At 67.8% G+C, this 21,833-nt stretch carries 18 protein-coding genes and 1 pseudogene; 7 read left to right on the top strand and 12 right to left on the bottom strand.

The window, feature by feature from the left end; translation table 11 throughout:
- Positions 1-79 precede the first annotated feature (79 nt).
- Positions 80-2,362: an FdhF/YdeP family oxidoreductase gene (locus tag LX81_RS14125; RefSeq protein ID WP_111537967.1), complete on the top strand. Its 2,283-nt coding sequence runs from the start codon at positions 80-82 to the stop codon at positions 2,360-2,362.
- A 9-nt stretch (positions 2,363-2,371) separates the two neighbouring features.
- On the opposite strand, the gene otsB is transcribed toward LX81_RS14125, so the two are convergent.
- The 5 genes from otsB to LX81_RS14150 all read right to left on the bottom strand — a co-directional run bounded on the left by otsB (position 2,372) and on the right by LX81_RS14150 (position 6,792).
- Positions 2,372-3,178, bottom strand: coding sequence for a trehalose-phosphatase (gene otsB / locus LX81_RS14130; RefSeq protein WP_170133949.1), 807 nt, complete (start codon positions 3,176-3,178; stop codon positions 2,372-2,374).
- 376 nt (positions 3,179-3,554) lie between these two features.
- Positions 3,555-3,953 (bottom strand): type II toxin-antitoxin system VapC family toxin, encoded by a 399-nt coding sequence (locus LX81_RS14135; RefSeq protein ID WP_111537969.1) that lies wholly within the window; start codon positions 3,951-3,953, stop codon positions 3,555-3,557.
- Positions 3,954-4,190 carry a type II toxin-antitoxin system Phd/YefM family antitoxin gene (locus LX81_RS14140; RefSeq protein WP_170133950.1) on the bottom strand — a complete coding sequence of 79 codons (237 nt, stop codon included), beginning with the start codon at positions 4,188-4,190 and terminating at the stop codon, positions 3,954-3,956.
- Between the two features lie 114 nt (positions 4,191-4,304).
- The gene (locus LX81_RS14145; protein WP_111537970.1) at positions 4,305-5,399 is read right to left on the bottom strand and encodes a ParB N-terminal domain-containing protein; all 1,095 of its coding nucleotides are present in this window, start codon (positions 5,397-5,399) and stop codon (positions 4,305-4,307) included.
- Positions 5,392-6,792 carry an AAA family ATPase gene (locus LX81_RS14150; protein WP_111537971.1) on the bottom strand — a complete coding sequence of 467 codons (1,401 nt, stop codon included), beginning with the start codon at positions 6,790-6,792 and terminating at the stop codon, positions 5,392-5,394. Before LX81_RS14150 ends, LX81_RS14145 begins: the two co-directional genes overlap by 8 nt.
- Before the next feature lie 504 nt (positions 6,793-7,296).
- On the opposite strand from LX81_RS14150, the gene LX81_RS14155 reads away from it, so the two are divergent.
- Both LX81_RS14155 and kduD read left to right on the top strand, forming a co-directional pair.
- On the top strand, positions 7,297-8,514 hold the full coding sequence (locus LX81_RS14155) for a replication initiation protein (protein ID WP_234822620.1): 1,218 nt from the start codon (positions 7,297-7,299) through the stop codon (positions 8,512-8,514).
- A gap of 55 nt (positions 8,515-8,569) precedes the next feature.
- On the top strand, positions 8,570-9,316 hold the full coding sequence (gene kduD, locus LX81_RS14160; RefSeq protein ID WP_111537973.1) for a 2-dehydro-3-deoxy-D-gluconate 5-dehydrogenase KduD: 747 nt from the start codon (positions 8,570-8,572) through the stop codon (positions 9,314-9,316).
- Between the two features lie 7 nt (positions 9,317-9,323).
- On the opposite strand, the gene LX81_RS14165 is transcribed toward kduD, so the two are convergent.
- Positions 9,324-10,370, bottom strand: coding sequence for a flavin reductase family protein (locus LX81_RS14165; RefSeq protein WP_111537974.1), 1,047 nt, complete (start codon positions 10,368-10,370; stop codon positions 9,324-9,326).
- Positions 10,367-11,629 carry an aromatic ring-hydroxylating oxygenase subunit alpha gene (locus LX81_RS14170; protein WP_111537975.1) on the bottom strand — a complete coding sequence of 421 codons (1,263 nt, stop codon included), beginning with the start codon at positions 11,627-11,629 and terminating at the stop codon, positions 10,367-10,369. The genes LX81_RS14165 and LX81_RS14170 overlap by 4 nt, the downstream gene beginning before the upstream one ends.
- 156 nt (positions 11,630-11,785) lie before the next feature.
- Here LX81_RS14170 and LX81_RS21905 point away from each other — a divergent pair, with 156 nt between their 5' ends.
- Genes LX81_RS21905 through LX81_RS14190 form a run of 3 tightly spaced genes read left to right on the top strand, consistent with a single transcriptional unit; the run spans position 11,786 to position 14,327 of the window.
- Positions 11,786-12,727 (top strand): LysR substrate-binding domain-containing protein, encoded by a 942-nt coding sequence (locus LX81_RS21905; protein WP_170133951.1) that lies wholly within the window; start codon positions 11,786-11,788, stop codon positions 12,725-12,727.
- Positions 12,724-13,629: a D-amino acid aminotransferase gene (locus LX81_RS14185; protein ID WP_111537976.1), complete on the top strand. Its 906-nt coding sequence runs from the start codon at positions 12,724-12,726 to the stop codon at positions 13,627-13,629. The genes LX81_RS21905 and LX81_RS14185 overlap by 4 nt, the downstream gene beginning before the upstream one ends.
- Positions 13,626-14,327 carry a sulfotransferase-like domain-containing protein gene (locus LX81_RS14190; RefSeq protein ID WP_111537977.1) on the top strand — a complete coding sequence of 234 codons (702 nt, stop codon included), beginning with the start codon at positions 13,626-13,628 and terminating at the stop codon, positions 14,325-14,327. The genes LX81_RS14185 and LX81_RS14190 overlap by 4 nt, the downstream gene beginning before the upstream one ends.
- Here the strand turns inward: LX81_RS14190 and LX81_RS14195 are convergent.
- The 5 genes from LX81_RS14195 to LX81_RS14215 form a co-directional block, all read right to left on the bottom strand.
- Positions 14,324-15,871 carry a Ppx/GppA family phosphatase gene (locus LX81_RS14195; protein ID WP_111537978.1) on the bottom strand — a complete coding sequence of 516 codons (1,548 nt, stop codon included), beginning with the start codon at positions 15,869-15,871 and terminating at the stop codon, positions 14,324-14,326. The genes LX81_RS14190 and LX81_RS14195 overlap by 4 nt on opposite strands.
- Positions 15,872-15,969: 98 nt before the next feature.
- Entirely contained in the window at positions 15,970-17,643 is a 1,674-nt protein-coding gene (locus tag LX81_RS14200) for an ABC transporter ATP-binding protein (RefSeq protein WP_111537979.1), read from the bottom strand.
- A gap of 4 nt (positions 17,644-17,647) precedes the next feature.
- Complete coding sequence (locus LX81_RS14205) at positions 17,648-18,709, bottom strand: ABC transporter permease (protein ID WP_111537980.1); 1,062 nt, start codon at positions 18,707-18,709, stop codon at positions 17,648-17,650.
- A 10-nt stretch (positions 18,710-18,719) separates the two neighbouring features.
- Complete coding sequence (locus tag LX81_RS14210; RefSeq protein WP_111537981.1) at positions 18,720-19,676, bottom strand: ABC transporter permease; 957 nt, start codon at positions 19,674-19,676, stop codon at positions 18,720-18,722.
- Between the two features lie 55 nt (positions 19,677-19,731).
- Positions 19,732-21,339, bottom strand: a complete 1,608-nt coding sequence (locus tag LX81_RS14215; RefSeq protein ID WP_111537982.1) for an ABC transporter substrate-binding protein — start codon at positions 21,337-21,339, stop codon at positions 19,732-19,734.
- A gap of 320 nt (positions 21,340-21,659) precedes the next feature.
- Between LX81_RS14215 and LX81_RS22845 the strand changes: the two are divergent.
- Positions 21,660-21,833 (top strand): annotated as a pseudogene (locus LX81_RS22845) (NAD-dependent epimerase/dehydratase family protein); the annotation flags it as partial.

A 21,833-nucleotide genomic window follows, 5' to 3' on the forward strand; every position in this document is an offset into this window, starting at 1 on the left:
GGCGACCCATTTGGGCCTTGAATGAACCATGCTTAATGTCGTCCGTTGGTTCAGATCATCCTGAGAGGCGGGCGGCACCATGAGCGACATCGACGACCTACCCCTGAAGTCCGGCCCGGCAGGCGGCTGGGGCTCGCTCAGCGGCATGAAACAGGTCATGCGCACGTCCAGGCCCGAAGCGGGCTTTCTCGACACGCTGCGGCGGCAGAACAAGCCCGGCGGCTTCATGTGCTCCTCCTGCGCCTGGCCGAAGCCGCCGAACTACCGCGCCTTCGAGTTCTGCGAGAACGGCGCCAAGCACACGATGTGGGAGAACACGTCCCACCGTTGCACGCCCGCCTTCTGGGACGACCACACCGTCACGGAGCTGCGCGACTGGTCCGACCACGACCTCGAGATGACGGGCCGGCTCACCGCGCCCCTGCGCTTCGACGCGGAAAGCGACCGCTACGTCGAGACGAGCTGGGAGGAGGCGATCGACGGCATCGCCGCGATCCTGAAGAACCTCTCGCCCGAGGAGGTGGTGTTCTACGCCTCCGGTCACGCAGCACTCGAGGCGTCCTACCTCTACGGCCTTCTCGCGCGGCTCTACGGCACCAACAACCTGCCGCAGAGCTCCAACATGTGTCACGAGACGACCTCCGTGGGCCTGAAGGAGGTGATCGGCTCGCCCGTCGGCACCGTGATCTGGGAGGACATCGCCAAGACCGACTGCTTCTTCTTCTTCGGCCAGAACCCCGGCACGAACTCCCCCCGCTTCCTCCATCCGCTGAAGGAGGCCAAGGATCGCGGGGTCCGGATCGTCACCTTCAACCCCCTGCGCGAACAGGGCCTCGTCTCCTTCATCAGCCCGCAGGACCCGGTCGCGATGGCCACGGGGAAGGAGACGATCATCTCAGACCAGTACCACCAGCTTCGCGCGGGCGGCGACGTGGCGGCGATCCTGGGGCTCTGCAAGGCGGTGATCGAGGCCGACGACGCGGCGCAGGAGGCGGGACGCCCCCGCATCCTCGACGTGGCCTTCATCGAAGAGCACACGACCGGCTTCGACACCTTCATCGAGACCTGCCGCAACACGTCCTGGTCCGACATCACGCGGGAGGCGGGCCTGACGGAGGGCGCGCTGCGCGAGGCGGCCGATGTCTACATGACCTCCGAACGGGTGATCGGCGTCTACGGCATGGGCCTTACGCAGCATTCGCGCGGCGCGCTCAACATCGCGATGCTCGTCAACCTCATGCTGCTGCGGGGCAATATCGGCCGCCCCGGCGCCGGCATGTGCCCCGTGCGCGGCCATTCCAACGTACAAGGCCAGCGCACCGTCGGCATCGCCGAGAAGGCCGAACTCATCCCCAACGACCGGCTCAAGACGCTCTTCGACTTCGACCCGCCGCTCGAGGACGGGACCCACATCGTCGATGCCGTGGAAGGTCTGTTCACAAAGAAGATCAAGGCCTTCCTCTGCCTCGGCGGCAATCTCCTGCGCGCCGTGCCGGAGCAGAAGCGCATGGAGGAGGCCTGGGCCGGACAGGAGATGTCCGTCATGGTCTCCACCAAGCTCAACCGCTCGCATCTCTTTCCCGCGGGCCATGCCTGGATCCTGCCCTGCCTCGGCCGGGCGGAGATCGACGAGCAGGCCACCGGACCGCAGGCCGTCTCCATCGAGGACAGCTTCTCGATGATCCACGGCTCCACCGGGCACCGCAAACCCCCCTCCCCGCTTCTCAAAAGCGAGATGGCCATCGTCTGCGCGCTCGGAAAGGCGCTCATCCCCGACAATCCCAAGCTCCGCTGGGACGAGTGGACCGGCGATTACGGGCTCGTGCGCGACCTGATCGAGCGGACCTATCCCGACGATTTCGCGGAGTACAACAACCGCCTCTTCACGCCCGGCGGCTTCTGGCGGGAGAACCCGGCCCACAAGCGCATCTGGGAAACGGAAAGCGGCAAGGCGGTCTTCACCGATCCCGATCAGCTCAATTCCATCAGCTTCGAGGACGCGGAGGGGCGCTACCGCCTCATCACCCTGCGCTCCAACGATCAGTTCAACACCACGATCTACGGCTATTCCGACCGGTTCCGCGGCATCGAGGGGACGCGCGACGTGGTGCTCATGAACGAGGAGGACATGGCGGCGGCGGGCTACGTCAAGGGCGACCGTGTGGCGCTCGTCTCCGATGCCGGCGACGAGGAGACGCGCCGCCTGGGCGGGCTCGCGGTCATTCCCTACCAGATCCCGCGCGGGACGCTCGCGGGCTACTATCCGGAATGCAACGTGCTGATCTCGATCAAGCACCACGACCAGCTATCGAAGACGCCCGCGTCGAAATCGATCCCGGTCCGCATCGAGAAGGACGCCTGAGCGCGCGCCTCAGGCCGGTGATGGGGTCATCGCGACCGGCCCCGTCACCCAGTCGCGCAGAAGCCGGTGAACGTCGCTCACGTCGTTAAGGCAGAGATCGGCGACCGTATCGCCCTCCCCCACCTTGATGGCATAGCCGCCGTGATCCTGCGCGCCGCGGAACATCCCCTCGTCGGTCGCGTCGTTGCCGATGGCGACCGGCACGCGGCCCGCCCATTCCACCATCAGATCGGCCACTACCTGCCGTTTCGAGACCCGCGCGGGCAGAAGCTCGAATGCCATGTCGGCGTGATGGACGGTGTACTCGTCGGCATCGCGCGCCAGCGCATCGAGCAACCGGCCGCATTCGGCATGAAGCTCGGGCGCACGGCGGAAATGGAGCGCGAGCGATGCGGGCTTCTCCTCGTAGAAGACCGAAGGATGATGCTGCACCCAGCTTCCGACCACGTCCTTGAACATCATGATCGTTTCCGACCCGGTTTCTGGCACCGTCGCATAGGCGCCGTTCCGGCGCGATTCCGCGCCGTGCGAACCGATGAGGGTGCCGTCGAACCACGGCAGCAGATGCTCGAGTTCCTCAAGCCGTCGGCCCGACACGATCGCCGTCGCCTTCCCCGTACGATCGAGCAGCGTCCGCAGCATGACGCAGAGCCCCTCGTCGAGTTCGATCGCATCCGGGTGGTCCGCCGTCTCGACCAGCGTCCCGTCGAAATCGAGGAAGAGCGCCGCGTTCGACAGATCCGGCACCTCCACGAGGTCGCGGCCCGCATTGGGTTCGCAAGGGCTGAACCCGGAAATCTCGTAATAGCTGTACACGCGACTGATCCTCCGCTGTCGTCCCGCCAGGATGTACCGTCACTCTGCACGGGCCGGGCACCTGACCGACCGGTCCCGTGGTGACCCTCCCACGCCATCTTTGGGGCCGGCGCTTCGGGGACACGGCACTCTCGACAAGACGAAACGCATCGACCGGACGTCGCGTTCCGCGGCACTACATCACCAGATCGGCATCGCGATTCGGTGGCCTTGCTACATGACGCCGTCTCCGGGCATGTTTTCCGGAGGTGCAGCTTCAGACATTCGAGCCGTTTTCCTGATCCACGGCAAGGACGCGGCAGGGCGAGATACCATAAGGGTATTGGCCGAACCGCCGGATCGCCCTACGTTTGCGCGCCCTGCCCGCCTCATCGCGTCAATCGAGGATCTCGACATCGAAGGGCATGTCGGGCTCCGAGAACCGCGCGTCGGAACTGAGGAGCGGCATCCCCCGCGCCTCCGCCGAGGCGAGGATCATCCTGTCGAACGGATCGCGGTGCGGCCATGTCACGGCGGCCGCGCGAAGCGTTTCACGCGGCCCGAGATTGAGCCATTCCAGCCCGATACGGGGCACCGCCTCCGGCAGGTCGGCCACATCCGCTTCGTCGAGGTCGAGCTTTCCGATGCGAACCTTCTGCGCGATCTCGTAGAGGCTGGCGACGCTTACGAACCGCAGCTCCGCCTCACGCAGGGCCGCCATCTGCCGCTCGGACAGCCTGTCGGGCGCACGTCGCAGCCACAGGAGGATATGGGTGTCGAGGAGGACGGACCCCATTCACGCCTCGCCCCACTCCGCGAGGACATCCTCGTCCGTGCCGCGGATATCTGGGCCCGCGCCCCGATATTTCGACGCCAAGTCTCCGATCACGAGCGTCCCGGCGCGCGGCCGGGACAGCTCCGCCACGACCTTGCCGTTCCGGCAGATCATCACCCGCTCGTCGGACGCCTCGATCCCGGCGATGAGCGCGGAAAGCTGCGCCTTCGCCTCCGATATGTTGACCTGCTTCGTCACAACACTCTCCTAGATACCAGACCAGACCAGACCAGACCAGACCAGACCAGACCAGACCAGACCAGACCAATTTAATCTGCCCCAACCTTCCAAACAAGGGTTTCGCCACGAAACCTAGGGCCTCTCCAGCATCCTCTCGATCTCCGCGATAAGGCTCTCGATCAGCGCCTCGTCGAGCCCCCCGCCCTCGAGACGCAGCGTGAACCCCCCGGCATCACGGCTCTTAGTGATGGTGATCCCGCTCGAAAGCCGCGACCGCGACCGCCCCCCGGACGGCGAAGCGGCACGCCGCGACGGCCTTCCTCCACGCGACCGGTCCGGCGCACCCGCCTCCTCGGTCTCACGGATCGCGGGCTCGATCGCGGCCCATTCGTCCTCGAATCCCTCCGGACGCACGCTAGCGAGCGCCTCCCTCAAGGCCGGTTCCGCCCCCGACCTCAAAGCCGAGGCTAGGCGCAAGCCCTGTTTCTCCGTCATCGTCTCGGGAAAGTGGAGAAGGTCGCCCAGATCCTCGAAGATCGCCGCGAAGGACCGGATCTTCGATCGCTTCGCCTTGGAGGCCGAGGCGAAGAGCGCGTCGACCGCGGCCTCGACATTCGGATACCCCCCCTGCCCGGCCGCGATCACCGCGATCCGTCCCCGCTCGAAATGCGAGAGGCCCGAGCGGACCTCGTTCTCTTCGACCATCGCCGCGAAGCGTCCGCCCATCGCCTCCGGATCGCGGAGGATCGCCTTGACGGTCCCGAACTTCTCCAGCTCCGTCATCTCGAAGAGCTGTCGGATCGCCAGGAGACGGCGATAGCCCGACAGCAGCCCGAAGATCTTCTCCCCCCGCGGATCGGGCAATTCGAAAACCTCGATCGGCAGTCGCAATCCGTTCCGCCCGATCGAATCCCTCAGCTCGCGAAGCTCTCCCTCGTCGATCACCGAGCGGTCGCGGACGAGCACGGTGTCGTCGATGGCCGAGATCGGAACCTCCTGCAGGACCAGCCCGCGGCCCTTGGCGTCCGCGAAGGCCTCGGCGCCGGCGCGGTGGCGTTCGGCCTCGGCGCGCTGATCGGGGGTGCGCAGGTCGGCGGCAGAGGCGGAATCGGCGGCCATCGCGCCGATCGGAGCGGCGGGACCGGTCCGGGTTTCGCGGCGAAACCTTGCCTCGAAATCCGCCAGATCGTTCGGGTCCGGGGTTTCCAGCTTGCGTCTCTTAGCCATTTGTCGCGCCCTCCGCTTCGGCCTTCTCGAGCTGGAGGTCGCGCCACCAGGCGCCGAGGATGACCTCCTTCACCTCTGCCCAGGTGCGGTCGAAGGTCTCGCGGCCGCGGACATAGGTCTCCCGGTTAAACTCCCGATAATCGGCCTCGTAGATGCCGTTCACCTGCTCGCCGGCCTGACCGATCATCGCCGTGTATTCCTGTCGGTAGGCGGTCATAAGATCGCCGAAATAGGCTTGCACGACATTGGCGAGATCGGTCTGCTGACCGGCGTCGAACCGCGTGATGATGGCGCGGACCGCGTCCCATTCGAAGCGCATCTCGGGCAGGTTGTCGCGCCGCCGGGCGGCGTTCTCCCCGTCCTCGATGCTGGCGAAGGTCGAGTAGAGCATGTCGAAGAACCGACCCGTCGAGTCGAATTCAAGGAAGCTCGCGCCGAGCGGGACGAGGAGGATGTCGGACGCGGCGAGGGCGTTGATCGTGAGATAGCCGAGCGCGGGCGGCGTATCGAGAAAGACCAGATCGTAATCCTGCAGCAGACCCTCGCCGTCGAGCGCGTTCGACAGCGCATCCCATAGCGGCCAGGACCGCAGGGCCATCCGCCAGACGGGAACCTGGAACTCCGCCCAGTAGAGATTGAGCTGCGCGCCGATGAGATCGATGTTGGGCCAGTGCGTCGACTGGATCACGTCCCGCGCGCCGATGTTCCGGGCGGCGGTGAGCGTCTCGTCGAGGGGCAGGGGCGGCTGACCCCCGGCCTCTCGCACCCGGTTCTCGGTCTCGACGGCGCGGGCGTAATCCTTGGCCAGGAGCGGGAAGGCGGTCATCCATTCGTCGGCCACCTTGCCCCCCATGATCGAGGTCAGGGAGCCCTGGCTGTCGAGATCGACGACGAGCACCTTGTAGCCGTCGAGCGCGGCCGACATGGCGAGATGGGCGCAGGTCGATGTCTTGCCGACGCCGCCCTTGAAGTTGGCAACGGCCACGACCTTTGCGGCCAACCCCTCCGGACGCCAGGGCCGGTATTCCCGGTCGGCGGCACCTTCGGTCGCGAAGTGGTCGCGCAGGCGCAGGACGTCGGAGAGGGTGAACCACTTGGAGTTGCCCTCGCCGGTCCCTTGCGGCAGATCGGGATGGGCGCGGAGCACGCGGCGGAAATGCGCGGGGGCGACCGGGATCAGGTAGCGGCAGACCTCCCAGGTCGAGAACCGCCGGAGCCGTTTCTCTCCGTCCGGGGCATAGCCGCGGCGGGCGAGATCCTCGCGGCCCTTGGCGGCGAAAGCCGACGCCTTGGCGAATCGCACGGTGTCCACGGGAGCGCCGAGCTTGGCCGCGGCCCGCCCCGGATCGATATTCGCATATGGGGGCAGGGGAGCCTTGCCTGATGATGTCATACTGCCTCGCTGATGTTATCGAGTTTCTTGCCTGTCACCATAATAGCAGCATGTGATCGGGGCGAATGAAATCCTTTCCCGTCGAAATCTGTGCCTGAGCGTTCGGTTTCGCCACGAAACCTTCATGATAGGCAACGTGACGGTTGAAGGATCTATCGAGTCTTTAGAAGGTTTGATCCTGAATAGTAGTTGAGAAACAATGGTTTAAAGAGATTACGGCACCCAAATCCGGGATAGACGGGACCAGTGTGCGGTGCAATCGGGACCCGAATGCGGGATGAAAGGGTCCGATTCGCGGGAAACGTGCACAAATCCCCTCTCCAGCGGTCGTTCGGGACTCCAATGCCTCATCAGAGGCGACCGAGCGCCTCCTCCGTCCCGGAAACGGGTTCCTTATCGGGGGCGCGCCGGGACCGAAAAAGCCTGAAGAACCCGTTTACGGGACGGCCTTGAAGTACCCCGGACGGGGTAGCGCGAAGGTGCCTTTTCGGTCATGATCCCCGCATGGCCCCGGCAGAGGGCCGGCGGCACGAGGGCGGGCAAATGGGTGAACTCGATCGCGAGCGGCTGACGGGCGCGTTGCGCCGGCCGTCGGTGAAGAAGAACGTGGCGGCGATCCACGTCTCCGGCAAGCTGACGCTGTTGCAGCGCAAGCTTTCGAACGTGCTGCTCCTCAATGCCTACGATACGCTCATCACGGCGCCGAAGCACGAGATCGACGCGCGGACGCTCTGCCTGATGATCGGCTACAACTCGAACGATTTCGACACGCTGAAGGCGAGCCTCCGGGGCCTCGCCGAGACCGTGGCGGAATGGGACATGCTCGACGAGCGCGGGCGGCAGGAATGGGGGGTCTCGTCGCTCCTGTCCTATGCCAAGCTCAAGGGCGGGATCTGCGAATACGCCTATTCCCCCGCGCTGGCGGAGAAGCTGCACGACCCGAAGGTCTTCGCGCTCATCAATCTCGACATCCAGAAGCGCTTCACCTCCGGCCATGCCCTGGCGCTCTACGAGAATTGCTACCGGTTCGTGCGGACGGGGAGCACGGGGTGGTGGCCGCTCGACCTCTTCCGCCGGCTGATGGGGGTCGACAGCGCCTATTACGAGAGCTTCAAGCAGCTCAACGCCAAGATCATCAAGCCCGCGGTGGAGGAGGTCAGCCGCAGCTCCAACATCGTGCTCACGCCCGAGACGCGCAGGCGGGGGCGGGCGGTCACCGATATTCGCTTCCTCATCGAGGAGAACCCGCAGCTCGCCATCCTCGACATCGACGACGGGATGGCCGCGCGGGCAGGGCCCGTCTATGCCCGGCTTCGCGACCTCGGGGCGAGCGACCGGCTGGCGCGGCAATGGATCGCGCAGCACGGGGAGGAGGCGATCTCCGACCGGCTCGCCTATGTCGCGCGGCAATCGGGCGTGCGGAGTCCCGTGCGCTATCTCGGCGCGGCACTGCGCGACGGCTTCGGCCGGGAGGAGGATGGCGGGACCGCGGAGGCGCCGCCGCCGCGTTCGGAACGGGTCGAACGGCTCACGCGGGTGCGCGATCTCGCCGCCGCGCGGACGCCCACGCAGCGCGACGCGGACCGCAGGCTTTTCCTCTCCACGCTCAGGGATGCGGGCAGGCGCGCCGATTTCGAGCGGCACGGCTGGATGTCGCCGCTGAACGTGGACGCGATCTTCGCCTTCTGGGACGAGATGGCGCCGCAGGGCCCGCAGGGCTGAAGCGGGACGGAACCGGGGGCGTTTCGTCCGGTTGGACGCGAAAGGGGAGGGGACGATGGCGGACAGGTTCCGGCTCGACGGCAGACGGGCGCTCGTCACGGGCGCGAATACCGGGATCGGACAGGCGATCGCGCTGGGGCTCGCGGAGGCCGGGGCGCATGTGCTGGCCGCGGGCCGGTCCTCCTGCGCGGAGACGCTCGCGCTCATCGCCGATGCAGGCGGCGGGGCGGAGGAGTTCCGGCTCGACCTCTCCGACCCGGCGACGGGGGCCGAGCGCCTCGGCGCGGCTGGCGATCTCGACATCCTCGTCAACAATGCGGGCATCATCCGCCGCAAGGACAGCGCGGAGTTCTCCGAGGCCGACTGGGACGCGGTGATGGACGTGAACCTCAAGGCGGTGTTCCTGCTCTGCCGCGGCTTTGGACGCGCGGCGATCGCGCGGGGCGCGCGGGGGCGGATCGTCAACATCGCCTCGCTCCTGAGCTTTCAGGGCGGGATTCGCGTGCCCTCCTATACCGCGGCGAAACACGGCGTGGCGGGGCTGACGAAGGTGCTCGCCAACGAATGGACGGGACGCGGCATCAACGTGAACGCGGTCGCGCCGGGTTATGTCGCGACGGCCAACACCGCGGCGCTGCGCGACGATCCGGTGCGCTCGCGAGAGATCCTCGACCGCATCCCCGCCGGGCGCTGGGGCGATCCGTCCGACATCGCGGGGGCGGTCACGTTCCTCTGCACGCCGGCCGCCGATTACGTCAGCGGAGCGGTGCTCAACGTCGATGGCGGGTGGCTGGCGCGCTAGGCCCGGATCAGGCGTCGAGCACGATGTCGGTGAGCGGGCGGCTGCAACAGGGCAGGATGAAGCCGCGGTCGATCTCCCGCTGCCGGATGCCGCCCTCGTGCGCCATCGTGACCTCGCCCGAATGCTTGAACGTCTTGCAGGTGCCGCAGAGGCCCCGCGCGCACGACGACGGCATCGGCAGGCCCGCGGCCCTGATCGCGCCGAGGATCGTCGAGGTCTCGGGGCAGGGGATGCTTGTCTTCGAACGCGCGAGGGTGATCTGGCGGGCGGGCGTCTCCGCCGAGGGCGTGATCTGCTCTTCGGGGGAGGAGAAGTCGAAGCTCTCCTCGCCGTAACTCTCCGGCGGCACACCGGCGGCGCGGGCGGCGGTGCGGACGGCCTCCATGAACCCCTGCGGCCCGCAGCAAAGGACGGTGCGGGTGGCGATGTCGGGGATGATCCGCTCGAGCGTGTCACCCGCGAGGCGGGTGGCGCCGGGATCCCGGCTCGGCATCGGGACCCGCACGAGGCGGGGCAGGCGGCGGCCGAGCGCGGCGATCTCGTCGGCCGCGATCAGGTCGGCGGTTGTGGGGGCGACGTGGACGAAGACCACGTCCATGTCGAGGCCGCGATCGGCGGCGGTGCGCAGGATCGACAGCATCGGCGTGACGCCCGAGCCCGCGGCGACGAGCGCGAAACGCTCCCCGGGCCAGGAGGCGGGGCCGAAGCGGCCGGAGGGGCCGAACGCCTCGATCGTCGTGCCCGGGGCGAGCCGGTCGTGGAGGAGGCGCGAGCCCGCGCCGCCCTCCTGCCGCTTCACGGTGATCTCCACCCCGCCGTCGCGGGCGGCCGACGAGGCGATGGTGTAGCAGCGTTCGATCGTTCCCGCCTCCGTCTCGATCCGGAACGTCAGGAACTGGCCCGGATCGTGCTCGATCCGGCTGCCATCCTCGGGGACGAGCAGGAAGCTCCGCACGCCCGGTACCTCGTCCCAGGCGGCGCGGCAGACGAGCCGGCCCCAGCGGTCGGAGGGAAAGCGGCGGCGACGGCGCAGGTGCCAGTCCTCGAAACTCATGCGCCGTATCCGTGATCCCGCATCCGCTCCACGTACCACGTGGCGAAGTCGTCGACCGCGCGTTCGGTGTAGCGGGAATAGGGGCCGGGACGGTAGCCGGTCGACGAGACGCCCTGATGGGCGAGGCCCACGAGATGCGCGTCTTCCGCGTTGGTGGTCCGCCAGACGGTGGTCAAATTCTCCAGATCGTAATCCTCCCCCTCCACCGCGTCGCGATGGACGAGCCATTTCGTGCGGACGAGGGTCCGGCCGGCCGCGATCGGATAGGCCGCGACGATGACGGCGTGATCGCCCATCACGTGATTCCACGAATTGATGCCCCAGAGATGCAGATCGCCGAGCCAGGGCCGATCGGAGCCGAGCGGCAGCGCGACGGCGGCGCGGGTATCGGGCGTCTGGCTCTCGCCCAGGCCCGCGATGATCAGGCGCTGCGTGCGGAAGTTGGTGGCATGGCCGAGCGTGTGCTCCACCGCCTCGAAGGGCAACCCCTCCGCGGCCCAGTAGGCGTTGTAGCGGGCATAGGCCTCGGCGAGGGCATCGGCCTCTGCCTGCTCGGTCTCCGTCAGGCCCTCGGGGTCGAAGCCGAAATCCGCGGCGTGGAACGAGAGGCTGAGCTGCGGGTGGTTCGACGCGCAATGATAGCATTCGCGGTTGTTCTCGAGGGTCAGCTTCCAGTTGCCGTCCTCGATGATGTCCTCCTCGAAAGCGATCCTGGCCTGCCCCAGATCGTAGGAAGCGAGCCTTGGGCCCGCGATCTCGACGAGGGTGTCGATATCGCCCGGCGGATCGTCGGACAGGCAGGCATAGAGAAGGCCGCCCACGTCGCGCAGCGCGACGGGCTTCAGGTGATGCAGGTCGCGGTCGAGGTCGCGGCCCATCTGCGGCGCGAGCGCGAGCGCGCCGTCGAGATCGTAGGTCCATTGGTGATAGGGGCAGACGAGCTTGCCCACGACGGAGCGGCCTGGCGGGACGAGCCGCGCGCCGCGATGGCTGCAGACGTTGTGGAAGGCGCGGAGTTCGTTGTCGTCGTCGCGCAGGATCACGATGGACGAGGGCCCGATGTCGAGGGCGATGACATCGCCTGCCTCCTCCACGTCGCATGCGACACCCACGGCGATCCAGTGCCGCGAGAAGATCGCGTCGCAATCGGCCTTCCAGACCTCCGGGCTCGTATAGAGGCCCGCGGGCAGCGAATGGCCCGCGCGGCGGGCGGAGAGAAGCTCCGCGATGGCGGACGGGTCGAGATTGTCCTTGGGCATGACGCGTTCCTTCGGGAAAACCGCTCGCAGCATAGAGCCGCGGGTGACCCGCTCAACGGCACATCGCCGATCGCCTTGCATGATCTAAGGTCATGGATCGTTCGCAAAGATCCCTCTAAGCTTGCGAAAAGACGCCCTGTCGCACAAGGAATCGTCATGCATGGATTGCGCCGCGACCTGCCCAGCCTGACCTCGCTCGTGGCCTTCGAATCGGCCGCGCGGCGGGAAAGCTTCACCCGCGCCGCGGCGGAGCTGAACGTGACGCAGGCGGCGGTCAGCCGCCGCATCAAGGCGCTTGAGACGGATCTGGGACGCCCGCTCTTCGAGCGGAGCCACCGGCGGGTGCGGCTCACGGAGGCGGGACGGCGGCTCTTCGAGGCAGTGACGCGCGGTTTCGACGGGATCGCGGAGACGGTTGCCGCGCTGCCGATGACGGGAGAGCGGCTGACGGTCGCGGCCTCGATCGCGTTCGGGCATTTCCGCCTGCTCCCCGCGCTCTCGGCGTTTCGCGACGCGCATCCCGATGTCGAGTTGCGGGTGCTGACGGAGGATGCGTGGTCGGCGCCCGACGACGGGCAGGTCGATGTCGCGATCCGCTATGGACGGCCGCCCTTCCGGGGGATGCGGGTGGCCGGCGCGCTGCCCGAGACGATCGCCCCCGTCGCCGCGCCCGCGCTCGCCGCGCGGCTCGGGGCGCTCGATCCCGGCGCACTCGCGCGGCCCGCGGGATTCTCCCTCATTGAGAGCGCGTCGCCGGAGCCGAGCTGGATCGGGTGGCCGAGATGGCTGGCGCGCGCCGGGTGGTCGGGCGCCGTCGCCGAGGCGCGGCTGCGGTTCAGCAGCTACAGCGACGCGGCCTATGCGGCGATGGACGGGCAGGGGGTCGCGCTGGGGTGGACGAGCCTCCTGGAACGTCCGCTCGGCGACGGACGGCTGGCACTTCTGGACATCGCCGCGATGATCCCCGAAGAAAAGCATTACCTGCTGGTCCCCGAGCATCGACCGCAATCCGCCGATGCGACGTCCTTCGTCGCCTGGATGGAGCGGACCTTCACGCGGGCGCGCGGCGCAGGAGAACCGGAAGGGAACGCGGCATGACCGACAGGCAGATCACCCACGCCGCGGAGGAGGATGCGCGCAACGAGGCGATCCTCATCTATCTCAACGGAAAGATCGTGCCGAAGGCGGAGGCTGTGGTCAGCGTCTACGACAGCGGCTTCATGCTCGGCGACGGGATCTGGGAGGGGCTGCGGCTCCATGACGGGCGCTGGTCGTTCCTCGACGACCATCTCGACCGGCTCTTCGAGGCGGCGCGCGTGATCGACATCGATCTCGGGCACGACCGCGCGGGCGTCGTCCGCGCGCTCGAGGAGACGCGGGCCGCGAACGGGATGGAGACCGACGCCCATGCCCGGTTGATGGTCACGCGCGGGCCCAAGGTGCGGCCGTTCCAGCATCCCGCGCTCAGCCGCGAGGGGCCGACATTCGTCATCATCATGGAACATTCGAAGCCGCAACTCGCACGTCCCGTCCGGCTTGCCACCGTGCCGCACCTGCGCGGCCTGCCGATGACGCAGGACCCGAAGCTCAATTCCCATTCGAAGCTCAACTGCATTCTCGCCTGCATCGCCGCGGAGAAGGCGGGCGCGGACGAGGCGCTGATGCTCGACATCCACGGCTTCGTGAACACCACCAATGCCTGCAACTTCTTCATCGTGCGGCGGGGGGAGGTTTGGACCTCCACGGGCGATTACTGCATGAACGGGATCACGCGCCAGAAGGTGATCGACCTCTGCCGCGCCGACGGCATCCCGCTTCGCGAGCGCAACTTCTCCCTCGTCGAGACCTACGGCGCGGACGAGGCGTTCCTGACCGGCACGTTCGGCGCGCAGACGCCCGTGAGCGAGATCGACGGGCGGAAGATCGGCGAAGGGGAAGCGGGGCCGGTGACGCTGCGGATCCGGGAGCTCTACCGCGAGCTGGTGGAAAGGGGGGCGTGAGGATCGTCGGCTGGTCGGGGCCGCGGAACCTTTCGACCGCGATGATGTACGCCTTCGGTGCGCGGCCCGATTGCGCGGTGAGCGACGAGCCGTTCTACGCCGCCTATCTCGCGGCGACGGGGCTCGAGCATCCGATGCGGGACGAGATCCTCGCCTCCCAGCCCACCGATCCGGAAGAGGTCGCGCGCGCCTGTGCCGGGCCGGTGCCCGACGGGCGGGAACACTGGTACCAGAAGCACATGTGCCAGCACATGCTCGACGGCTTTCCGCTCGACTGGGCCGAGGGCGCGGCGCATGTCTTCCTGATCCGCCATCCCACGCGGGTCGTCGCGAGCTATGCGAGAAAGCGGGAGCTGCCGAGCCTCGCCGATCTCGGCTACGAACGGCAACTCGAGCTCCACGACCGGTTCGGCGGCCCGGTGCTCGACAGCGCTGCGATCCGCGCGGGTCCGGACGCCGCGCTCCGCGGGCTCTGCGGGGCGCTCGGGCTCTCCTTCACCGAGGCGATGCTCTCCTGGCCCCGCGCGGGGCATCCGAGCGACGGGGTCTGGGCTGTGCATTGGTACGACGCGGTCCATGCGAGCGGCGGTTTCGCCGAGCCGGAGGGGCCGCTGCCGGAGCTCGACGGAGAACTCCGCCAACTCGCCGACGCGGCACTGCCGATCTACGAGAAACTCGCGGGACGGGCCGCGCGCTAGTCCGCCTCCACGATCTCGGCGCGGGAGACCTTCGCGGATTTCGCGAGCTTGTCGACGCGGGACTGGATCGCGTCGGTGTCGGGCACCTCCCCAGGGTCGAGGATCTCGAGCCGCACCATCTCGCTGTCGATCCGCACGCGCGATTTCGTCAGCAGGTCCGGAACGCCCGCGGAGAAGCGGTGGCCGAGAAGAAGCGCCCTCCCGAGGATCTCCGCCCGGCGGAGGTCGCTCGCGCTCAGGAGGTCTTTCGCGGCCTCTTCCACCACGTCGTCCACCTTGCCGCCGTAGCGCACCCGCAGCACGGTCGCGAGGAAGACCCGTTCCGCGTGGCGGACGCCGATGAAGGGGAATTGCAGGACGCGGGAATAGGCTTCGGTATCGCGGATCTTCTGGTGGTCGCGCCAGCAGAGATCGGTAAGCGCGCAGGCGGCGAGCCTGAGACGCCGGCGGCCCTGCGTCTCGCCGGGAAAGAGGCCTTCGGTCCAGTCCGCCAGCGCGGCGGCGAAATCCGGCACCCGCGCGGAGGGCAGCCCGATCGCCATCGCCGTCTCGAGGAGCGGATCGCGGTACTGCTCCTCCTCGGAGAGCTGATCGTAGAGCCAGCCCTCCCGGAGCCCGCAGGCGGAGAAGACCACGCGGTCGGGCTTCAGCCGCTTCAGCACCCGCCAGAGGACGAGGGCGGCCGCGGGGGTCGTGTCGATCCGTCGGCTCGGGACGTCGTCGAGCGCCGCGATCTCGTCGGGGTCCATCTTGGCGATTTCCTTGGCGAGAGATTGCGCGACCTTGCGCGGCAGCTCGTAGCCGTGGACTACGCTGATCGGATGCCCGGTCCGGGCGATATGGACGCGCGCGAGCGCCCGCCAGCCGCCGCCCACGGCATAGAAGACCGGATCGGTCAGAAGCGGCGGCAGGCCCTCCTCGAGGATCGCGTCGACCTCCTTCTTCGCCGCCTTCACGCCGTCCTCGAGCATCCGCGTCACCGGCAGCGCGCCGAGCGGCATGGAGGATTTCCGCGCGCCCACCCGGTCGCCCAGCACCTCCGCCACGTCGAGGCTGCCGCCGCCGATATCGCCGACGAGGCCGCGTGGCTGGAAGAAGCCCGAGATCACGCCACGCCCGGCAAAGCTCGCCTCCTCCTCGCCGCCGAGGACGCGCACCTCGATGCCGAGGGCGCGGAAGCGGTCGAGGAGTTCGGCCCCGTTCCCCGCGCGGCGGATCGCGTCGGTGGCGATCGCATCGAGCCGCTCGACGCCCATCGCCTGGGCGATCGCGGCGAAGCGCCGGACGGCGTGTGTCGCCCGCTCCATCGCGTCCTCGGTGAAGTTGCCCTCGGCGTCGTAGCCCGCGCCGAGCCGCGCCAGCGACTTCTCGTTGAACCGCGGAAAGGGCGCGCGGGAAAGATCGTCGTAGACGACGAGACGGATGGAGTTCGACCCGATGTCGAGCACGGCGAAATGCGAGGGCCTTCGCGCGAGCACCCGCGCGGTCTCGATCTCGATCACGCGGGGCTCGGTCTCCCGTATATCGAGGCGGCTTTCCGGCACGGCATCCCTCCCGTCTGGCGTACGTCGTGGCGGATCGTCAGGCGATCACCGTGGGAAGGGTAGGGGTTTGCGGGCCGCGGGCCAAACGATTTCCGCCCTCAATGCCCGCCCGATCCGTCGCGCGCGGCCTCGCCGATATTGTCGCGACCCCGCTCCTCGAGCAGGCGGCTCAGCCAGTCCGGGTCCATCTCCGGCACGGAGGAAAGGAGGAGGTCGGTATAGGGATGGTGGGGCGGGGCGAACATCTCGTCCTTCGGACCCTGTTCGACCACCCGCCCGTCGCGCATTACCACCACCTCGTCGGCGATCGCGCGGACCGTGGCGAGGTCGTGGGTGATGAACATGTAGGCGAGATCGAGTTCGTCCTGCAGCCGACCCAGGAGCTTCAGGATGCCTTCGGCGACGAGCTGGTCGAGCGCGCTCGTCACCTCGTCGCAGATGATGACCTCCGGGTCCGCGGCGAGCGCGCGCGCGATGCCGATCCGCTGCTTCTGCCCGCCGGACAGTTCCGGGGGGCGACGGGTCATGTAGTCCGCGGGATCGAGTTCGATGAGCTCGAGGAGCTCCTCGACCCGCCGCCGCAGCTCCTTTCCGGAGAGCCCGCCGTAGAACTGCGCCGGGCGGCCCACGATGTCGCGGATCCTGAGCTTCGGGTTCAGCGCGGTGTCGGCCATCTGGTAGATCATCTGAACCTGCCGCAGCTCGGCGCGGGAGCGGTCGCGGAAATGCGGGGGCAGGGGGCTCCCCTTCAGGCGCACCTCCCCGCGGGCCGGGGGAAGGAGGCCGGTTATGACGCGAGCCGCGGTCGACTTGCCCGACCCGGATTCCCCCACGACGGCGAGCGTCATGCCGGGATGGATCTCGAAGGAGACGTCGTCGAGCACCTTGCCGCCGCTCGCATAGGCGGCATCGACGCCCGCGATCTCGACGAGCGGGGCGGCGCCGCCGGCGGGACGCCTCTTCTGTGGCCTCTCGAAGCTGCGCACGGCCCAGAGGCTCCTGGTGTACTCTTCCTGCGGATGGGAAAGCATCCGCCGCGTCTCCGCCTCCTCGACCCCCTCGCCGCGGAGGAGGACCTTGATCGTGTCGGCCATCTGCGCGACCACGGCGAGGTCGTGGGAGATGTAGATCGCAGCCGTGCCCACCTCCGCCACGATGTCGCGGATCGCGGCAAGCACCTCGATCTGCGTGGTGACGTCGAGTGCGGTCGTGGGTTCGTCGAAGATGATGAGGTCGGGGCGGCAAGACATCGCCATCGCTGTCATCGCCCGCTGCAACTGTCCGCCCGAGACCTGGTGGGGATAGCGGAAGCCGATCTCGTCGGGATTGGGCAGCCGCAGCCGTTCGTAGAGGGCCATCGCATCCTCGCGGGCCTCGGCCTTCGAGCGCAGCCGGTGATGGACCGGCGCCTCGACATGCTGGTCGATGATCCTGTGCGCGGGGTTGAAGGAGGCGGCGGCCGATTGCGCGACATAGGCGATGCGCGCGCCGCGAAGCGCGCGGCGCTGTGCCTCCGACGCGGTGACGAGGTCGCGCCCGTCGAAAGTCACGGAGCCGCCGGAGATGCGGGTTCCGTCGCGGGCATAGCCCATCGCCGCGGCGCCGATCGTCGATTTGCCCGCGCCGCTCTCCCCGATGAGGCCCAGCACCTCGCCGCGATGGAGCGTCAGGTCCACGCCCTTGATGATCGGCACCCATTCCTCGTTGGTGCGCCCGTCGATCCTGAGATCTCGGATCTCGAGGAGGACGTCTCTGGCTTGGGCGGAACTCATCCTCTCACTCCTTGAGGCCGGAGGATCGCAGGAGCATCCAGTCGACGACGAAATTGACGGAGACGGTGAGAAGCGCGATGGCCCCCGCGGGGATCAGCGGCGTCATGTCGCCGAAGGAGATGAGCGTGGCGTTCTCGCGCACCATCGAGCCCCAATCGGCCGTCGGCGGCTGCACGCCCAGTCCGAGGAAGCTCAATCCCGCGATGAGCAGGAAGACGAAGCAGAACTCGAGCCCGAACTCGGCCACGAGCGGGGCCGCGGCATTAGGCAGGATCTCGCGGCGGATCAGGTACCAGTCGCCCTCGCCGCGCAGCCGCGCGGCCTCGACGTAATCCATGACGACCACGTTGCCCGCCACCGCGCGGGTAAGGCGGAACACCCGCGGGGCATAGATAACCGCGATGACCAGTACGATGACGAGAAGCCCGGTTCCGAAGATCGACAGCATCAGGAGCGCGAAGATGAGCGCGGGCACCGACATGAGGATGTCGGCGATGCGGCCGAGGACCTGGTCCGCGATCCCGCCCTTGATCGCCGCGAGAAGCCCCGAGACCGCGCCGAGGAGGAACGCCAGCAGCGTCGCCGCGAGCGCGAGCCCCACCGAATTGCGCGCGCCGTAAATGATCCGGCTGAAGATGTCGCGTCCGAGCTGGTCAGCGCCAAGCAGGAGCGAGCTCGAGGGCGGCGCAAAGGAGGACGAGATCACCTCCGCCTCTCCGTGCGGCGCGATCCACGGGGCGAAGAGGGCCGCGGTGGAATAGAGCAGGATGACGAGGATGCCGAAGGACGCGGTGAGCGGCGCGGTGCGGAATTCCCGCGCGACGGCGGGGCCGGAAAACCGGACGATCGACCATTTCAGGCCTGCGGAAAGCGCCGCCGCGACGGCCAAAAGCGCCGCCGCGATCGCGAGCCCCGCAAGGTCCGGCGGAAGGCCGAAACCCCGGGTCACGGCCACCGCGAGGACGAGCAGGACCAGTGCGCCGCAGAGCAGACGCCGGCGGCGGACGAACGCCACCCCGGCCGCGCCGAGAAGTACGAGGCACGCGCCGATCAGGACCGGGCTCATCGCGACCTCCTCATTTCGGATGCCGCAGGCGCGGATTGGTCAGGATCGCGCCCAGATCCGCGGCGAGGTTGAGGAGGATGAAGGTTGCCGCGAAGATCAGGCAGCAGGCCTGCACGATCGGGAAGTCGCGCTTGGCCACCGCGTCGACGAGAAGCTGTCCGATGCCCGGATAGACGAAGACCACCTCGACGAGCACCACGCCCGTGATGAGATAGGCGAGGTTCAGCGCGACCACGTTGATGATCGGCGCCCAGGCATTCGGCAGCGCGTGGTGCACGATCACCTTCCACGGAGGCGCGCCCTTGAGCCGGGCCATCTCGATATAGGGCTCGGCGAGGAGGTTGATGATCGCGGCGCGCGTCATCCGCATCATGTGGGCGGTCACGACGAGGACGAGGGTCAGCGCGGGCAGGAAGGTGCGATAGAGAAGCTCGCCGAGCCCCATCCCCGCCGTGAGGCTCGAGATCGCCGGAAAGAACCCGGTGCGGACCGACAAATAGAGGATCAGGATGTAGCCCAGGAAAAATTCCGGCGAGGAGATCGAGGTGAGGGTGAGCACGTTCGCGAGTCGGTCGAAGAGCGTGTCGCGCAGGAGGGCCACCACCACGCCGAGCGCGATAGCGAAGGGCACGGCGATGACCGCGGCATAGCTCGCCAGGAAGAGGGTGTTGAGCAGCCGTTGCCCGATCGCCTCCCCGACGCTGGCGCCGGAGACGAGCGAGACCCCGAAATCGCCACGGACGGCGCCGCCGAGCCAGTCGAGGTAGCGCATGGGCGCCGGCTGATCGAGGCCCATCCTCTCGCGCAGCGCGGCCGTCGTCTCTTCCGTGGCCCCCATGCCGAGCACCGCCTCGGCCATGTCGCCGGGCAGGAGCTCCACCGCGAAGAAGATCAGGATGGAGACGATGAAGAGCGTGAGGAGGCCGAGCCCGAGCCGCTTGGCGATCACGGTCGCGATGGCGTTCATGGCGCGGCCCTCCGGGCGGAGACGTCCGGGGGGCCCGCCACCCGGGACGGCCCGCTCAATCGGTGAACCACCAGCGGCTGGCCGCGCGGGCGCCATCGTTCTCCCAGCTCGGGGCCAGTTCCTCGGGCGTGCCGACATTGGCGCGGTTGGCGTAGACGAAATTGTTGAAGAACGGGATGATCGTGCCCCCGTCGTCGCGCGCCAGCATCGCCATCTCGTGGTACATCTCCGCGCGTAGCCCCTGGTCGAGCTCGGCCTTGGCGATCACGAGAAGCTCGTTGAAGCGCTCGTTCTGCCAGTGGCTCTCGTTCCAGGGCGCGTCGTCCTTGTAGGCGATCGTGTAGATCACGTCGGGGGTCGGCCGCGCGCCCCAGGAAACGACGGAGAACGGCTTCTTGAGCCAGACGTCGGAATAATAGCCGTCGTTCGGCTCCCGAACGACATTCACGTTGATCCCCGCCTCGCGGGCCTGTTCGGCGTAGAGGACGGCCATGTCGACGGCGCCCGCATAGACGACGTCGGACGTGCTGAGATCGACGGTCAGATTTTCCGCGCCGGCCCGCTTCAGAAGGAACCGCGCCTCCTCTGGATCGTATGCCCGCTGCTCGATCCCCTCGGGGTAATAGGGCAGGGCGGGGGAATGCTGGAAATCGTTGGCCTTCGTCGAGGCGCCGAAGGTGATCTTCTCGATGATCTCGTCACGGTTCATCGCGAGCTTCAGCGCGTTGCGCACGTCCACGTTGTCGTACGGCGCCTGGTCGCAGAACATCGGCATGGTGATCGCCGCGCCGGACGGGATGTTGTGGATCACGATGTTCGGATCGCGCTGCAACAGGCCCATCGTCCTGAGCTCGATGAGCGAGACCGCGTCCACGTCGCCGGTGACGAGGGCTGTCTGCCGCGCGTTCGGGTCGTTGAGAGTGATGATCTCGACCCGGTCGAACCACGCCCCTTCGCCGTGCCAGCCGTCGAAGCGGGTGAGATTGAACTGCACGCCCCATTCTCCCGACTCGATCTGGTAGGGGCCCGACCCGTCGCCCGATTGCCAGTCGATGCTCCCGTCGCCGTTAGAGGGGCAGATGGCGAGGTGGAAATCCGTCATCAGCCACGGCAGGTCCGCATTGCCGCGCGAAAGCGTGAAGACGATCGCCTGCTCCCCGTCGGCCTTGACGTCGCTGATGTCGGCGAGGAGCGGCTTCGCGGCAGAGGCCGTGTCCTCTCCGCGATGATGGTTGATCGAATCGACCACGTCCTCCGCGGTGACCGGACGTCCGCTATGGAACCCCGCGTTGGGGTTGAGCGAGAAGGTCCAGACCGTCGCGTCGTCGTTGGCCTCCCAGCTCTCGGCAAGGTCGGGCCCGAGCGAGCCGTCGCCCATGATCATGGTGAGATAGCTGCGATGGGTATGGGCGAGGAAGATGTTTTCCTTAGTGAGATAGGTCGCCGGATCGTGGTTGGCGGTGGTGGCGCCGTCGTGCAGCGCCCAGCGGAACGTGCCACCGGATTTCGGCTGCGCGGCCGCCTTGCGCGTCCAGAGACCCGTCGCGGTGGTCGCGGTCACCCCTGCCGCCAGTGCGTAATGCATGAAGTTGCGACGCGAGATATGCCCTCGGCGGGCCGCCTCGGCGAGCCTCGCCAGACGCTCGTGATCTGTATCGGACATGGAAGCCTCCCTCTTGGCCGGTCGCGCGGGCAGGCGCGGTGCTGTCGGAACACCGCGGCGCCATCGGGCGGGACGCGGATCATCGCGACAAGGAGAGCACATCCGCGCCGAGATCGCCAACCGGCTTCACGAGTTTATTTCGTCGGGTTACATTTGTGGCCGGGTCGGATGCCAGCAAATCCTGCGCGGGTCGCGGGCACCATGCGTCGAGATACCGCTCCCCGCCCATGGGGAGGCGCGGCCATCGGCATGTCTTCCCTTGCCAGGTTGTTTCGCGGATGGTTTGGGGAGGGGGGGTTTTTTGGCTGGGGTGTTTCGGGATGAAGGTTGCGATACTTGGCGGTGACGGGTTCTGCGGGTGGCCGACGGTTCTGCATCTGAGCGATGCGGGCCACGAGGTGCACGTGATCGACAACCTGTCGCGGCGGTGGATCGACACGGAGCTCGGTGTGCAGTCCCTGACGCCGATGGATTCGATCCAGGAGCGGTGCCGG

The sequence above is a fragment of the Palleronia aestuarii genome (assembly GCF_003253995.1).
Taxonomy (GTDB): Bacteria; Pseudomonadota; Alphaproteobacteria; order Rhodobacterales; family Rhodobacteraceae; genus Palleronia; species Palleronia aestuarii.

Excerpts from the sequence above, each read along its gene's own strand:
- LX81_RS21905 (WP_170133951.1), top strand. The coding sequence starts at position 11,786 with ATGCATGGATTGCGCCGCGACCTGCCCAGCCTGACCTCGCTCGTGGCC.
- LX81_RS14165 (WP_111537974.1), bottom strand. The coding sequence starts at position 10,370 with ATGAGTTTCGAGGACTGGCACCTGCGCCGTCGCCGCCGCTTTCCCTCC.
- LX81_RS14185 (WP_111537976.1), top strand. The coding sequence starts at position 12,724 with ATGACCGACAGGCAGATCACCCACGCCGCGGAGGAGGATGCGCGCAAC.
- LX81_RS14145 (WP_111537970.1), bottom strand. The coding sequence starts at position 5,399 with ATGGCTAAGAGACGCAAGCTGGAAACCCCGGACCCGAACGATCTGGCG.
- LX81_RS14170 (WP_111537975.1), bottom strand. The coding sequence starts at position 11,629 with ATGCCCAAGGACAATCTCGACCCGTCCGCCATCGCGGAGCTTCTCTCC.
- LX81_RS14215 (WP_111537982.1), bottom strand. The coding sequence starts at position 21,339 with ATGTCCGATACAGATCACGAGCGTCTGGCGAGGCTCGCCGAGGCGGCC.
- LX81_RS14155 (WP_234822620.1), top strand. The coding sequence starts at position 7,297 with ATGGCCCCGGCAGAGGGCCGGCGGCACGAGGGCGGGCAAATGGGTGAA.
- kduD (WP_111537973.1), top strand. The coding sequence starts at position 8,570 with ATGGCGGACAGGTTCCGGCTCGACGGCAGACGGGCGCTCGTCACGGGC.
- LX81_RS14205 (WP_111537980.1), bottom strand. The coding sequence starts at position 18,709 with ATGAGCCCGGTCCTGATCGGCGCGTGCCTCGTACTTCTCGGCGCGGCC.
- LX81_RS14150 (WP_111537971.1), bottom strand. The coding sequence starts at position 6,792 with ATGACATCATCAGGCAAGGCTCCCCTGCCCCCATATGCGAATATCGAT.
- LX81_RS14135 (WP_111537969.1), bottom strand. The coding sequence starts at position 3,953 with ATGGGGTCCGTCCTCCTCGACACCCATATCCTCCTGTGGCTGCGACGT.
- LX81_RS14210 (WP_111537981.1), bottom strand. The coding sequence starts at position 19,676 with ATGAACGCCATCGCGACCGTGATCGCCAAGCGGCTCGGGCTCGGCCTC.
- LX81_RS14125 (WP_111537967.1), top strand. The coding sequence starts at position 80 with ATGAGCGACATCGACGACCTACCCCTGAAGTCCGGCCCGGCAGGCGGC.
- LX81_RS14200 (WP_111537979.1), bottom strand. The coding sequence starts at position 17,643 with ATGAGTTCCGCCCAAGCCAGAGACGTCCTCCTCGAGATCCGAGATCTC.